This is a genomic window from Bacillus sp. LBA3-1-1.1 (genome assembly GCF_040676495.1).
Lineage (GTDB): Bacteria > Bacillota > Bacilli > Bacillales > Bacillaceae_G > Bacillus_A > Bacillus_A nitratireducens.
Map to the genome: position 1 here is coordinate 17,980 of NZ_JBEGIB010000005.1, position 14,296 is coordinate 32,275.

The window sequence follows — 14,296 nt, forward strand, 5'->3', positions numbered from 1 at the left end:
ATTATTTTACAGATATACCTCCTATCATTGTACCTTTCTTCTTACTAGTTTGCTAGAAAGATTCTTTGAATTATTATTCATAGATATCGTTTTAAAATTCTAATTATTTTTAATAAAAAGAAAAAACAATATACTTTTTCAGAATCTTTTGCTAAAATCAAAATTATTAACCTAGTTAAGGAATCGAATTTATTTCACTAGGTTAATAAACATTCTAAGGTATTTAGTCATAGTTATCTTTTACATACTCAGTTCACAACAAAATAAGCCGAGTATGTTTTTCATCCCCCACTAATGATTAAAAGCCCAGAATGAAATCAAGTTAACACATACAAGAGAATATGGGGTGAGGGGCATATGAATCAACAAGTAGAACAAACAGATTTAAAACGAACAATGAAAAGTAGACACCTATTCATGATCGCACTTGGTGGAGTTATCGGAACTGGGCTATTTATGGGCTCTGGTCAAATCGTCCATAACGCTGGACCTGGTGGTGCTATTCTTGCATTTTTAGTCGGTGGATTTGTTATGTATTTAACAATGTTATGTCTTGGCGAATTATCAGTAGCTATGCCAGAAGCGGGTTCCTTCCAAAGTTACGCAAGCAAATTTATTTCACCTGGTTTTGGATTTGTTGTCGGTTGGATGTATTGGTTAAATTGGGCTGTTACAGTTGGAGTAGAGTTAACGACTGTAAGTATTTTAATGAAACGCTGGTTTCCAGACGTTTCTTCGTGGATTTGGTGTGTTACATTTGCAGCAGCACTCTTCCTTGTGAACGCTTTATCAGCAAAAGCATATGCAGAAACGGAATTTTGGTTCGCTAGCGTAAAAGTGGCAACAATTGTTATCTTTATCGTTCTTGGAGGGGCGGTTATGTTTGGTCTCCTCGATTTTAATGGAAAGCCAGCTCCAATGCTTCACAATTTCACTGAAAATGGCGGGCTATTTCCAAACGGTGCATTAGCTGTTCTTCTTACGATGATCACAGTTAATTACTCATTCCAAGGAACAGAGCTTATCGGAATTGCTTCAGGAGAAAGTGAAAATCCTGAAAAAACAATTCCAAAAGCAATCAAAAATACCATTTGGCGAACTCTATTCTTCTTCGTCCTAGCGATATCAGTTGTTGTAGGTTTACTCCCGTGGCAAGAGGCTAATCTAGTTGAAAGTCCATTTGTACTTGTATTTGATGTGGCTGGTATCCCTTATGCAGCGGACATTATGAACTTTGTTATTATTACAGCTGTATTATCCGTAGCTAACTCTGGTCTATACGCAAATTCTCGTATGCTTTGGGCGATGGCAAAACAAGGAATGGCTAGTCCAGCTTTTACGAAGTTAACTAAAAGAGGTGTACCACTAAATGCGTTAATTTTCAGTCTGATTTTCGCAAGCCTTTCTTTATTAACAAGTATATTTGCAGCAGATACTGTCTTTTTAATTTTAACTTCTATTGCAGCAATGGCTGCTGTTGTTGTTTGGATGTCGATTGCAGCTTCACAGTTTTTCTTCCGTAGAAATTTCGTGAAAAATGGCGGCGACATAAATGATTTAAAATACCGTACACCACTTTATCCAATAGTTCCAATCGTAGCTTTCTCACTCAATTTCATTACATTTGTTAGTTTAGCTTTCATTCCAGATCAAAGAATTGCTCTTTATTGCGGGATTCCATTCATGATTATTTGTTACATTTTATACCAAGTGAAATATAAAAAAGTTGTCACATTTGAACAGAAAAAAAATATAACTCAGGAAATAAACTAAATATACAAAATATTCAGCTATCTTTCTTATAATAAGATAGCTTTTTTCTATTTATTGGATATGTTGGTATAACTTTATTTATCTTAAAATTCCCACAATCACGTTTTTATCTGGAAAATAGTTTACAATGTTATCAAGTTACAAATGATATTCACCTTAAAAAGTGTGCATTTGTGTCTATTTTTTAACAATATGACAAAAACTATTGCCTTCTATAAATTAATAGGTTTATATTGTTTTATTGGCATAGTTTCAATCCAAGGAGAAAGGAGATTTTCAATCGTGCAACTAAAGAAAACGTTTTGGAAGTTGGCTTCGCTTCTTCCGTTATCATTACTTCTGTTCCTCGGTGGCTGTGATAAAAAACTCGCAGTATTAAATCCGCAAGGACCTGTTGCAAAAGCACAGTATGATTTAATTGTTTGGTCATTCTTGCTTATGTCATTAATTATCGCAATTGTATTCATCTTGTTTACAGTCATCTTGATTCGTTATCGTGAAAAACCAGAGAATATGGACTATGAGCCACCTGATCAACACGGTAACACATTATTAGAAATCATTTGGACGATTATTCCTGTTATTATCGTTATCGCATTGTCGATTCCAACAGTTAAAGCAACTTATGCTTCGGAAGAGGTTCCGCAAGAGTCCAAACATATTAAACCAGTTGAAATTTATGTTACATCTGCAAACTGGAAATGGTTATTTAGTTACCCGGAGGAAAAAATTGAAACCGTTAACTATTTAAACATCCCAGCTGGTGTACCAATTCAATTTAAGCTTACTTCTGTAGGTCCAATGAATGCTTTCTGGGTACCAGAACTTGGTGGTATGAAGTACACTATGGATGGCATGATTATGGATTTATATTTACAAGCTGACAAGCCAGGTTCTTACCTAGGCCGTAGTGCGAACTTCTCTGGTGAAGGATTCACTCACATGGAGTTCGAAGTTGAAGCAAAAACAAAAGAAAAGTATGACAAGTGGGTAAAAGAAGTACAAGAAACTGCTCCTAAACTAACAGAAGATAAGTACAACGATATTGTTAAACCTGGTGTAGTTGGTCGTATGACTTTCTCTAGTCATCACTTAAGTTATGTAGATCCAAAATCACTTGAATATTGTGATTACAACTACTACAAAAACAAAAAATAATAGCTATTATTCCAACAGATTGGAGTGAACACAGTGAAGCTTGATGAATTCTTTGTCACAGGTGACCCGATTATTTACGGTGCAGACGCTTCTATCGTTCTTGTGACATTAGCAATCATTTTCGTACTAACAAAGTATAAAAAATGGAAATGGCTTTGGGACGAATGGTTAACAACTGTTGACCACAAAAAAATCGGGGCCATGTATATTATCTCTGCGGTTATAATGTTATTCCGTGGTGGTATGGACGGTTTAATGATCCGTGCACAGTTAACATTCCCAGAAACAACTTATTTAAACGCTGAACACTATAACGGGATCTTTACAACACATGGTACAGTAATGATTCTTTTCATGGCAATGCCATTCGTTATGGGATTAATGAACCTTGTAGTACCATTACAAATCGGTGCTCGTGACGTTGCATATCCGTTCTTAAATGCTTTAAGTTTCTGGTTATTCTTTGTCGGAGCAATGTTATTCAACATCGCTTTCGTAATCGGTGGTTCTCCAGACGCTGGGTGGACTTCTTACTTCCCAATGGCAGGTACAGAGTTTACTTCTGGCGTAGGAAATAACTACTACGCAATTGCATTACAGATTTCAGGTCTCGGTACGCTGATGACGGGTATTAACTTCCTTGTTACTATCTTAAAAATGCGTACACCTGGTATGACTTTAATGAGAATGCCAATGTTTACTTGGTCAATCTTAATTACAACAGTTATCATTATTTTCGCTTTCCCAGTATTAACAGTTGCTCTTGCATTAATGACATTTGACCGTCTATTCGATGCTCACTTCTTTACGATGGCGAGCGGCGGTATGCCAATGTTATGGGCTAACCTATTCTGGGTATGGGGTCACCCTGAAGTATATATCGTTATTTTACCGGCATTCGGTATTTTCTCTGAAATCATTAGTACATTCTCACGTAAACGTCTATTCGGTTACAGTGCGATGGTATACTCAATGGTTGCAATTTCTTTACTAAGTTTCGTCGTATGGCTTCATCACTTCTTCACGATGGGTGCAGGTCCAGCGGTTAACTCATTCTTCTCGATTTCGACAATGGCGATTTCGATTCCAACCGGGGTTAAGATCTTTAACTGGTTGTTTACACTGTATAAAGGACGTATTCGTTTTACAGTTCCAATGCTTTGGTCATTGGCATTTATTCCAAACTTCGTAGTTGGTGGAGTTACAGGGGTTATGCTTGGAATGGCAGCAGCTGATTATCAGTACCATAACAGCTACTTCCTAATTGCTCACTTCCACTACGTATTAATCGCAGGTACAGTATTCGCTATGCTTGCTGGATTCACATTCTGGTATCCAAAAATGACAGGTCATATGTTAAATGAACGCCTAGGTAAATGGACATTCTGGATCTTTATGAGCGGATTCAACATCTGTTTCTTCCCAATGTACTTCTTAGGTTTAGACGGTATGACTCGTCGTATGTACACTTATTCTGAAAGTCTTGGATGGGGCTGGCTAAACCAAATCGCATCTGTTGGTGCTGTAATGATGGGTATCGGCTTCCTAATCCTTTGCTATAACGTAATTTGGAGTGCACGTCACGGTGAACGTGACACAACTGGAGATCCTTGGGACGGCCGTACACTTGAATGGGCAACTCAATCTCCTGTACAACATTACAACTTCGCGAAACTTCCTGAAATTAAAGAAGCTGATGCTTTCTGGTTCATGAAAAAACGCGGAGAAACAGTTACACCAGCTGCAGAAGAAATAAAACCAATTCACATGCCAAGTAACTCTGGCGTGCCTATTATTGCGTCTTTATTCTTCGGTCTTGCAGGTTTTGCATTAGTATTTAGTTGGTTCTGGCTTGCAGCAATCGGCGGAGTTGGTATTTTAGGTTGCTTAATCTATCGTTCATTCGATTATGACGATGGTTACTACGTAAGTGTTGATGAAATTAAAGAAACAGAACATATAGCATGAGAGGTGAAATGACATGGCGGCTTTAGATAAAAGCTTACCTTTGGAATATCAATCCGAGCAAAGTAGATTGAATATCCTAGGATTCTGGATTTTTCTTGGGGCTGAAATTATGCTGTTCGCAACACTTTTCGCCTCTTATCTAGTCCTTGCTGGTCGTACGGCAGATGGTCCAACACCAGCGCAACTGTTTGAACTTAAAACGCTTTTAATTCAAACACTACTACTTTTAACAAGTAGTTTCACATGTGGTATCGCAATTCATGAAATGCGTAAACACAATCAAAAAGGAATGTTAGCTTGGTTTATCCTAACTTTACTTTTAGGTGCAGGCTTCCTATTCTTCGAGATTGAAGAATTCATTTTGTACGTTGGTGAAGGCGCAACGATTCAAACAAGTGCTTTCCTATCTGCATTCTTCGTTCTTCTTGGAACACACGGAGCCCACGTAACAGGTGGTATCATTTGGGCAACTTGTGTTATTATCCAGATTTTAAAACGAGGTTTAACACCAGTTACAGCTCGTAAAGTATTTATTATCAGCTTATACTGGCATTTCCTTGATCTTGTTTGGGTCTTTATTTACACACTAGTTTACTTGAACGGGATGGTGGCGTAAATGGGTCAAAATAACAATCAAGCAAACGGGCATGCGCATAGCGGATTCCCATGGTCACACGTTTTCGGATTTATTTTATCGCTTGCACTAACGTTTCTAGCGTTATACGTGGCACTTTATACAACCCTGCCACTTTCAACGATATTAACAACTATTATCATAATGGCTGTTGCGCAAGCTTTATTACAATTAATTATGTTCATGCATTTAAAAGAAGGAGAAGGAAGAGTTCAAATTCTTACAATGATATACAGTTTCTTCGTTGCAACTGCAACAGTTGGTTTAACTGTATGGATCTTCTTCTCAATGTAATTTGCATGAAAAAGACTGCTGAGGAATCTCAGCAGTCTTTTTTTATCCCGCATTAACGCGCAGTAAGACCCCCACTGATTAAAGTTTCACTTTATCCCCTCCCCTATTGCATCCACATTACGGAATTTACAACAGAATCATGAAAAATATACTTATTATGACAAATGTTAAGAAAACTCTTTCTTTATGAAATCGAATCCATATGCGTTGCTTTTCTACCTATTATATGGCTAAATAGGTACTATATTTATTTGAAGGGAGAGAACGCAGTGGAACATCATTCTTCTGTTCTATCACTTATGGTTGTTGTCGCAATCGCGTTTTTCGTTCCCCTTTTGTTACAACGCTTTAAATTAAAAGCACTTCCTGTTGTTGTTGCAGAAATTATCGCAGGAATCTTTGTAGGTAAAAGTGGGTTTAACATCATTGAGCCAGATATGTGGCTTCAAGTCTTATCGACACTAGGATTTATCTTCCTAATGTTTTTAAGTGGGTTAGAAATTGACTTTTCGATTTTTAAACAAAAAGGGAAAAAGAATACGACAAACGAACCAAACACATTCCAAGCAGCAAGCATTATCTTCTTATTTATTTTCATATTATCTTATGCCCTATCATTACTATTCGTATGGCTAGGATTTGTAGACAATGCAATGTTCATGACTTTAATTATTTCAACTATTTCTTTAGGTGTTGTCGTACCAACATTAAAAGAAAATAACTTAGGAAAGACTGCAATCGGGCAAATCATTTTATTAGTCGCTGTTATCGCAGACTTAGTTACAATGATTTTACTCGCTGTATTCGTCGGGTTAAATTCCGAAAGTGGCCAAAGTATGTGGCTTCTACTTCTTCTATTCGGCGCTGGTATTGTAATTTACTTTGTCGCAAGACGCTTTAAAAATATTCCATACCTAGAAAGCTTAAAAGCCGGTAGTGTACAAATTGATACACGAGCTGTTTTCGCACTCATCTTAATATTAGTTGGATTATCTGAATCTGTTGGGGCAGAAAACATTTTGGGAGCCTTTTTAGCAGGTGTACTCGTATCTTTATTATCACCAAATGAAGATATGGTTGAAAAACTTGATTCCATCGGATATGGTTTCTTCATCCCTATTTTCTTCGTAATGGTTGGTGTAAATCTAGAAGTATGGTCTATTTTTAAAGAGCCTTCTAGCATGCTAATGATCCCAATTTTAATTGTGGGGCTCTTTATCTCAAAACTGTTACCATCACTCCTCTTACGAAAATGGTACCCACGCAATATCGTACTCGGAAGTGCTATTTTGTTAACATCAACACTTTCTTTAGTTATTGCGGCTGCACAAATCGGTGAAAAGCTAGGCATCATTAGCCCAAGTTTATCAGCATCTCTTATTTTAAGTGCAGTTATTACTTGTATTTTTGCACCTATATTATTTAAAAAGATTTTTCCAAAAGTGGAAACACCAAAACCGAAAGTATCTATTATTGGTGCAAGCAGAATTACCCTTCCGTTATCACTTGATTTAAAACGTGAAGACTATGACGTAACACTATATATGATACGTCAAAATAAAATAAATGATGAGGAAGCGAAATCTCATGACTTCCCTATTGTAAAATTAGATGAGATTACTATTCAATCTTTAATGGAGCAAAAAGCTTTCGAAGCAGACCGTGTTGTTGTTGCAACAAGTGATGATGAACAAAACTTATTATTAGCAGAACATGCAAAAGAATTAGGTGTTGAACACGTCATCGCAAGTGTAGAAGATCCCCTTCTACAAGAAAAAGCAACTCAAGAACATATCGCTGTATTCTCGACTATTAACTCTACACGTATTTTATTACGTGCACTTATTGATAAACCAAGTCTCGTTCGCTTAATTACAACAGCAAATGAAACAGTTCGTGAAGTCGAACTACGTAGCAATAAATATAACGGTGTTGCACTACGCCGCCTTCCGTTTTTAGGCGACGTACTCGTCATTCAAATTTACCGTGGTAATAAAGCATTAATACCGCATGGTGATACGAGACTACAACACGGTGATACATTGCTGGTCACAGGTTCAAAAGAACATATCGATACATTGAAAAGCATATTAGAATAGAAAAATGCCCCTCACATAATTGAGGGGCATTTTTTCATTTCCATATGGTAAAATGTTACTATCACATATTATGGGGATGAATAATATTATGTCTATTTCAACTTTAGCTCTCTTATTATTAGCAGAAGTACTCGTCGCCATTATTCTCATCGGTATTAGCATTGAAATTTGTAGCTACGGATGGAAAAAATCGAATGGAATTAAATACTTTTGTCTCTTACTTTCACTCCTTCTCGGAACTGCTAGCATACTAGGACTTCTCATTGCACCCGCATACTTCTTCTTACAACTTATAGAAAAGGGCTTATAAGAAAGGACGATATTATGATTACAGTGAAACATATTGATGCATCTGAAACATACTTATTACGTCAAAAATTTTTACGTCCTGATCAGTCATTAAAAAATTGTAAATACCCTTCCGACTACGAAATAGACTCCTTCCACTTAGGTGCGTTTCTAAACGATAAACTTATTAGTATCGCTTCCTTTTCAAAAGAACTATACCCAGGCTTACAAACTGGTATCCATTATCGTCTACAAGGAATGGCAACATTACCTAACTTCCGAAACCAGCGTGCTGGCTACTTTTTTAATCCGTAAAGCTGAACAAATCCTCCAAGAACGTGGTGCAAGCACTTTATGGTGTAATGGGCGAATTACTGTAACAGACTATTACAAACGATTAGGTTTCCATGAGCATGGTGAAATCTTTGAAATTGATACACTTGGACTACATAAAGTAATGTATAAAGAAATATAAGAAAGGCTTTCCCTAATATGAGAAAGCCTTTCTTATATTTCAATCTTCACTTTTTATCTTTTTCATATATATGTATATAAACAAACTAGGAATCAAAAAGCAAACTAACATAATAAGTCCCGTTATACTAATTTCCTTTATCGAAATATCCGGTGTTACAATGATACAAATAGCTAAAATCCCAATAACAATACCCACCGGAATGAATAATAGCTTCATAAAATAACTACGCGATACTCCCCCCGTATGCTCATACACTTCCACAGAATTTTTTAAGTTTAAAAAGTTAATAACTATTATCCCACCCATAAATACCATTAATAAATCCGAAACACTTTCATATCCTGCACCTTGCAAAACATAGCGATAAAAAACAATACCTAGTATGACGATATTTTGTAAGATGAAAACTAGTCTAATATGTTTTAGCCCCTCAATCATTAAACGTTCATCTTTCACGATTTTCATCCTATCACTCCTTTTCCTCCCAAAACAAATCATTCAATGTTTTATCTACCGCATAACAAATTTTCAAACACAAATCTAAAGACGGGTTGTATTTCCCCTTCTCAATTAAACTAATCGTTTGCCTTGTGACGCCTACTTTTTCTGCTAATTGTTGCTGTGTTAAATCTAACTGAACACGCGCGACTTTTATTTTACTTACAGCCATTCATGTTCCTCCTCTACCTTTATTGTAACATATATATTCCATTAAGTAATTTATACTTTACGTAACTAATTTGATTTTTACCTTATCCCGCTATTTGTGGGCAGTAAAGCTCCCTATTGTTGATGGCTGATAAGCAGTGGGAATGAACAAAAGCCCCACTGTTTATAGTTTCACTTTATTATACACAAAAAAGGGCCTCTCATAAGAAGCCCCCTTTCTATATCTATATTATAAGAATAAATGACATCCAAATAAAATTGTAAATAAGTATAGTAACGGATGTACTTCCATCCCTTTTCCCTTCGCAATTTTTAAAATTGGATACACTAAAAATCCGATTGCAATTCCATTCGCAATACTAGATGTTAACGGAATACCAACGAAAATTAAAAATGCCGGTAATGCATCTTCGAATTCACTCCAATTAATATCCCGAATGCTTTGTGCCATTAAACTACCTACTATAATTAAAGAAGGAGCTGTAATAGCTGCTACACTTGATAAAGAGGCAATAACAGGGCTAAAGAATGCCGTTATAATCGTTAAACAAACAACTACAATACCTGTCAATCCAGTTTTACCACCTGCAGCAATTCCTGCTGACGATTCAATTGTCGCTGCTGTCGGGCTTGTCCCAAAGATAGAACCTGTCGTCCCGCCAATTGCATCCGCAATGAACGCCTTACCAAAGCGCTTTTCAGTGTTATCTGTATTTAAACCTGCTTGTTTAATTAAACCGAGTAAAGCACCTGTTGTATCAAATAAAAGTACAAGTAAGAATGAAAAAATAACTCCATATAACCCGTATTGAATTACATCAGAAAATGCATTGATAGGATTTGAAACAATGATGCCTTCTGGCAAATGTGGCATTGCGACAATGTTATTTTCAAACTTTAATTGCCCTGTAAAGAAAGCAATAACCCCTGTCACAATCATACTAATAAACAATGCACCACTAACACGTAATACCATTAATACTGCCGCCAACACTAAACCAACTAAAGTTAAAATAACAGCCGGGGAATGAAAGTCTCCAATTGTAACTAAGTTAGATGGATGATCGACGATAATACCTGAAAGCCGTAATCCGATAAAAGCAATAAATAATCCGATTCCACCCGCAATTGCATGTTTTAAACTGTCAGGAATTGCGACAATTAGCTTTTGCCTAAACGAGGTGAAAGATAATAAAAGAAAAATAATACCTGTTACAAATACTGCTGAAAACGCAATGACATATGTAATCCCCTCTGCCTGTTGAACAACAGAGTAAGCAAAATATGCATTCATTCCCATCGCTGGAGCAATAACAATTGGATAGTTAGCTAAAAACGCCATACATAGCGTCCCTACAACAGTCGCAATAATAGTTGCCGTAAAAGCTTGATCAAATGGTACACCTGCATCAGATAATATTTTCGGATTGATGACAAGAATATACGCAAATGTAAAAAAAGTTGTGATGCCAGCTAAAAGCTCTTGCTTCACAGAAGTGTTATATTTTTGTAATTGAAACATGGTTATGTACCCTTCCTACATCTGAATTATTATCACATATTCTTTTCTTACTAGTATGTGAGAAAATATAATACTTAATCTTAACAATCAATAAAAAGAAGAGTCAATATATTCTCTAATAGTTAGAATTTTAAGTTTAAGTCTGACAAGCTCAGATATAGTACAGCCCATTATGATTATTTTTGTAGCATAACAGATAGAAATGTTTTATAATTTGTAATAGTTAAATATTTAGCGAGCGCATTCAAATATCGTTCACTCTACAGGGGGTATTCTTCTTATGCAGCAAACAAACAAATCTGAAACTTTAAACCGTGGTTTAAAACAGCGCCATATTACTTTAATGTCTCTCGGTTCAGCAATTGGCGTTGGACTATTTTTAGGATCAGCTTCCGCTATTAAACTAGCTGGACCATCCATTTTACTAGGCTATATGATTGCCGGACTCGTTATTTTTTTCATTATGCGCGCACTCGGAGAAATGGCAATTGAACAACCAGTTGCTGGCTCTTTTAGTAAATATGCAAATGATTACATCAGCCCACTAGCTGGGTATATTACAGGCTGGAATTACTGGTTTTTATGGGTTGTTACTTGTATGGCGGAAATTACAGCAGCAGGAATTTACATGCAATACTGGTTCCCAGATATCCCGCGCTGGACTTGGGCATTACTCGCTCTTTTATTAATGAGTGCTTTCAACTTCTTATCTGTAAAGGTGTTTGGAGAACTTGAGTTTTGGTTTGCTCTCATTAAAATCGTCACAATTATCTGTATGATAGTAGTCGGCGCTGGTATTATCTTATTCGGATTTGGAAATGGCGGCGTTGCAACTGGTATTTCAAATCTTTGGGAACATGGGGGCTGGTTCCCAAATGGATTCTCTGGATTATTGCTTTCCTTACAAATGGTATTATTCGCTTATTTAGGAGTCGAACTTATCGGGGTTACAGCTGGTGAGGCTCAAAATCCGAAAAAGACACTCGCAAAAGCAATTGATAACGTATTTTGGAGAATTTTATTATTCTACGTTGGAGCTCTATTCGTTATGATGGCAATTTATCCTTGGAACGAACTTGGTGAAAAAGGAAGTCCCTTCGTACTAACGTTCCAGCAAATCGGTATCGCAAAGGCAGCGGGCATTATTAACTTTGTTGTTTTAACAGCAGCTCTTTCTTCTTGTAACGGTGGTTTATTTAGTACAGGCCGTATGCTATTTACATTAGCACAACAAAAGAAAGCACCCGAAAGATTCGGTCGTTTAAATAAAAACGGTATTCCCAGTCAAGGAATTGTAGCAACAGCGATCGTTTTACTCGTTGGCGTTATATTAAACTATCTTGTTCCTGCAAAAGTGTTTACATGGCTAACTAGTATTTCAACTTTCGGTGCAATTTGGACTTGGGGAATTATATTAGTCGCGCAAATTAAATTCCGTAAAGGATTACAGACTAATAAAAAAGATAAGCTAGCATATAAAATGCCTTTACACCCATTAAGTTCATATTTCTCACTCGGCTTCCTTGTACTTGTACTAGGTATAATGGCCTATTCAGAAGATACACGAATCGCATTAATCGTCGGCCCAATTTGGCTTATCGGCTTGGCTATCGTGTATTATATGAAAGGTTTTCATAAGATTGATGAATCATCTAATTCAAAAATTAGTTAAGTCCACGATCTCTTCCTAATTTACTAGGGAGAGATTTTTTCATTATTCACATAAATATTTCTCAATTAAATTAACGTTATCTTTACACTATTTAATATTTTCTATCTTTATTTCCTAAAAAAAATAGATTACATTATTAAAGCACGTATATTTATTATTAGGGGGATTCTTCTATGAAGAATAAAAAATGGATTCAATTTTCTTTAGCAACAGCAATCACACTTAGTATAGGGAGTTCCTATATTCCGTCTACTTATGCCGAAAGCTCCGTAGACCCAGCTCCTGAAATCGCTGCAAAAGTTGTAAACCAAAACAATGGGAAGAAAGTATTATTTGATAATACGCACGGTCAAACAGCTGGGACAGCTGACTGGGTTATTGATGGCGGTTTTTCTGATTTCGGAAACGGTATTGCCCAAAATGGATATTATGTAAAAGAACTTCGTAAATCAACACCTATTACATACGACGACTTAAAAAATTACAACGTGTTTATCGTTCCAGAGGCAAATATTCCTTACAAAAAATCTGAACAAGACGCAATGTTACAATACGTGAAAAATGGCGGCAGTATTTTCTTCATTGCCGATCATTATAATGCAGATCGTAATAAAAACCGCTGGGACTCCTCAGAAGTGTTTAATGGATATAGACGCGGGGCATGGGATAATCCAGCAAAGGGAATGTCTAATGAAGAAACAACTTCACAAGCTATGCAAGGAGTAGAAAGCTCTGATTGGCTATCCGATAATTTCGGTATTCGCTTCCGTTACAATGCACTTGGTGATGTTTCAGCTAAAAATATTGTCTCACCCGCGCAATCATTCGGAATTACAACTGGCGTTTCATCTGTAGCAATGCATGCCGGCTCTACTCTTGCGATTACAAATCCAAAACTAGCGAAAGGCCTTGTATATCTTCCAGAAAATCCATCAAAATGGAATAACGCTGTTGATAGCGGCGTTTATAACGGTGGTGGCGTTGCAGAAGGGCCTTATGCTGCTATTTCGAAAGTTGGCCTTGGGAAAGCAGCCTTTATTGGTGATTCTTCTCCTGTTGAAGATGCCTCGCCAAAATATGTTCGTGAAGATTCAGGTCAATCAAAGAAAACTTATGATGGTTATAAAGAAGAAAACGATGCTGTTCTATTAGAAAACATCGTGAATTGGTTAGCGAAGCAAGAAACATTTACAAGCTTAGATCAAGTGAGTGGTTTACAGCTTGATACACCTACAGCTCTACAAACATTTGAACAACCAAGATTATCAACAGAACCACAACCAGAACCTTGGAGCGCACCAAGTCAAGGTTACCAGTGGTTCAATACAAATACTTTCAAACCAGGTTCATACGGCTATAACGGTGCAGTGACAACGAGTGATTACGTAATTACGCACCCTAGCATTCTACCAAACAATGAAGTGTTCCAAATGAAGATTCAAGTAAATAACTTATTACCAAATACAACGTACAATAATTATTCTTTAGGTATCTTCACAACTGGCGGAACACAGGTAGCAAAAGTTCAAAATACAAATGGCACTTGGCCATCTTCTTTCGGATATAGCAGTACATTCTCTTTCATAACAAATAACCAAGGATCTGCTGAAAAAATTGTGAACGTACAACTTGATCCAAATACAACTGGACAGGCAACACTTCGTCTACGTCAAAACACAACAGCGAAATATAGTGAAACTGTAACGATTAATAAAAAATAATGAAAAAGGCAATCCGGATA

At 36.6% G+C, this 14,296-nt stretch carries 12 protein-coding genes and 1 pseudogene; 10 read left to right on the top strand and 3 right to left on the bottom strand.

All coding sequences use genetic code 11. The features are described 5' to 3' along the window. Positions 1-357: 357 nt before the first annotated feature. The 8 genes and pseudogenes from MRBLBA3_RS05890 (at position 358) to MRBLBA3_RS05925 (ending at position 8,689) form a co-directional block, all read left to right on the top strand. Positions 358-1,773 (top strand): amino acid permease, encoded by a 1,416-nt coding sequence (locus MRBLBA3_RS05890; protein WP_001076080.1) that lies wholly within the window; start codon positions 358-360, stop codon positions 1,771-1,773. A gap of 282 nt (positions 1,774-2,055) precedes the next feature. Beyond that, positions 2,056-2,931, top strand: a complete 876-nt coding sequence (locus MRBLBA3_RS05895; protein WP_001176179.1) for a cytochrome aa3 quinol oxidase subunit II — start codon at positions 2,056-2,058, stop codon at positions 2,929-2,931. Positions 2,932-2,964: 33 nt separating this feature from the next. After that, on the top strand, positions 2,965-4,899 hold the full coding sequence (gene qoxB, locus MRBLBA3_RS05900; protein ID WP_000762382.1) for a cytochrome aa3 quinol oxidase subunit I: 1,935 nt from the start codon (positions 2,965-2,967) through the stop codon (positions 4,897-4,899). Between the two features lie 13 nt (positions 4,900-4,912). Beyond that, positions 4,913-5,515, top strand: a complete 603-nt coding sequence (gene qoxC, locus MRBLBA3_RS05905) for a cytochrome aa3 quinol oxidase subunit III (RefSeq protein ID WP_000729310.1) — start codon at positions 4,913-4,915, stop codon at positions 5,513-5,515. After that, positions 5,516-5,827, top strand: a complete 312-nt coding sequence (qoxD, locus tag MRBLBA3_RS05910; protein WP_000531385.1) for a cytochrome aa3 quinol oxidase subunit IV — start codon at positions 5,516-5,518, stop codon at positions 5,825-5,827. It begins immediately after the preceding gene. A gap of 269 nt (positions 5,828-6,096) precedes the next feature. Further along, positions 6,097-7,926: a monovalent cation:proton antiporter family protein gene (locus tag MRBLBA3_RS05915; protein WP_363380190.1), complete on the top strand. Its 1,830-nt coding sequence runs from the start codon at positions 6,097-6,099 to the stop codon at positions 7,924-7,926. Positions 7,927-7,978: 52 nt separating this feature from the next. Beyond that, positions 7,979-8,236, top strand: a complete 258-nt coding sequence (locus tag MRBLBA3_RS05920; RefSeq protein ID WP_000926992.1) for a DUF4022 family protein — start codon at positions 7,979-7,981, stop codon at positions 8,234-8,236. Between the two features lie 14 nt (positions 8,237-8,250). Next, positions 8,251-8,689 (top strand): annotated as a pseudogene (locus MRBLBA3_RS05925) (GNAT family N-acetyltransferase). 39 nt (positions 8,690-8,728) lie between these two features. On the opposite strand, the gene MRBLBA3_RS05930 reads toward MRBLBA3_RS05925, so the two are convergent. The 3 genes from MRBLBA3_RS05930 to MRBLBA3_RS05940 form a co-directional block, all read right to left on the bottom strand. After that, the gene (locus MRBLBA3_RS05930) at positions 8,729-9,157 is read right to left on the bottom strand and encodes a hypothetical protein (protein WP_044738620.1); all 429 of its coding nucleotides are present in this window, start codon (positions 9,155-9,157) and stop codon (positions 8,729-8,731) included. Positions 9,158-9,161: 4 nt separating this feature from the next. Then, positions 9,162-9,362, bottom strand: a complete 201-nt coding sequence (locus tag MRBLBA3_RS05935; RefSeq protein WP_000301182.1) for a helix-turn-helix transcriptional regulator — start codon at positions 9,360-9,362, stop codon at positions 9,162-9,164. A 228-nt stretch (positions 9,363-9,590) separates the two neighbouring features. Beyond that, on the bottom strand, positions 9,591-10,883 hold the full coding sequence (locus MRBLBA3_RS05940; protein WP_044738621.1) for an NCS2 family permease: 1,293 nt from the start codon (positions 10,881-10,883) through the stop codon (positions 9,591-9,593). A 280-nt stretch (positions 10,884-11,163) separates the two neighbouring features. Here MRBLBA3_RS05940 and MRBLBA3_RS05945 point away from each other — a divergent pair, with 280 nt between their 5' ends. Together MRBLBA3_RS05945 and MRBLBA3_RS05950 are read left to right on the top strand one after the other, a co-directional pair. Continuing rightward, on the top strand, positions 11,164-12,555 hold the full coding sequence (locus MRBLBA3_RS05945) for an amino acid permease (RefSeq protein ID WP_001187983.1): 1,392 nt from the start codon (positions 11,164-11,166) through the stop codon (positions 12,553-12,555). Between the two features lie 173 nt (positions 12,556-12,728). After that, on the top strand, positions 12,729-14,276 hold the full coding sequence (locus MRBLBA3_RS05950) for a DNA-binding protein (protein WP_363380196.1): 1,548 nt from the start codon (positions 12,729-12,731) through the stop codon (positions 14,274-14,276). Positions 14,277-14,296 lie beyond the last annotated feature (20 nt).

Bases quoted from the DNA above. Each gene is read 5' to 3' on its own strand.
- MRBLBA3_RS05890 (WP_001076080.1), top strand. From the start codon at position 358: ATGAATCAACAAGTAGAACAAACAGATTTAAAACGAACAATGAAAAGT.
- qoxD (WP_000531385.1), top strand. From the start codon at position 5,516: ATGGGTCAAAATAACAATCAAGCAAACGGGCATGCGCATAGCGGATTC.
- MRBLBA3_RS05930 (WP_044738620.1), bottom strand. From the start codon at position 9,157: ATGAAAATCGTGAAAGATGAACGTTTAATGATTGAGGGGCTAAAACAT.
- MRBLBA3_RS05935 (WP_000301182.1), bottom strand. From the start codon at position 9,362: ATGGCTGTAAGTAAAATAAAAGTCGCGCGTGTTCAGTTAGATTTAACA.
- MRBLBA3_RS05950 (WP_363380196.1), top strand. From the start codon at position 12,729: ATGAAGAATAAAAAATGGATTCAATTTTCTTTAGCAACAGCAATCACA.
- MRBLBA3_RS05940 (WP_044738621.1), bottom strand. From the start codon at position 10,883: ATGTTTCAATTACAAAAATATAACACTTCTGTGAAGCAAGAGCTTTTA.
- MRBLBA3_RS05920 (WP_000926992.1), top strand. From the start codon at position 7,979: ATGTTACTATCACATATTATGGGGATGAATAATATTATGTCTATTTCA.
- MRBLBA3_RS05945 (WP_001187983.1), top strand. From the start codon at position 11,164: ATGCAGCAAACAAACAAATCTGAAACTTTAAACCGTGGTTTAAAACAG.
- qoxC (WP_000729310.1), top strand. From the start codon at position 4,913: ATGGCGGCTTTAGATAAAAGCTTACCTTTGGAATATCAATCCGAGCAA.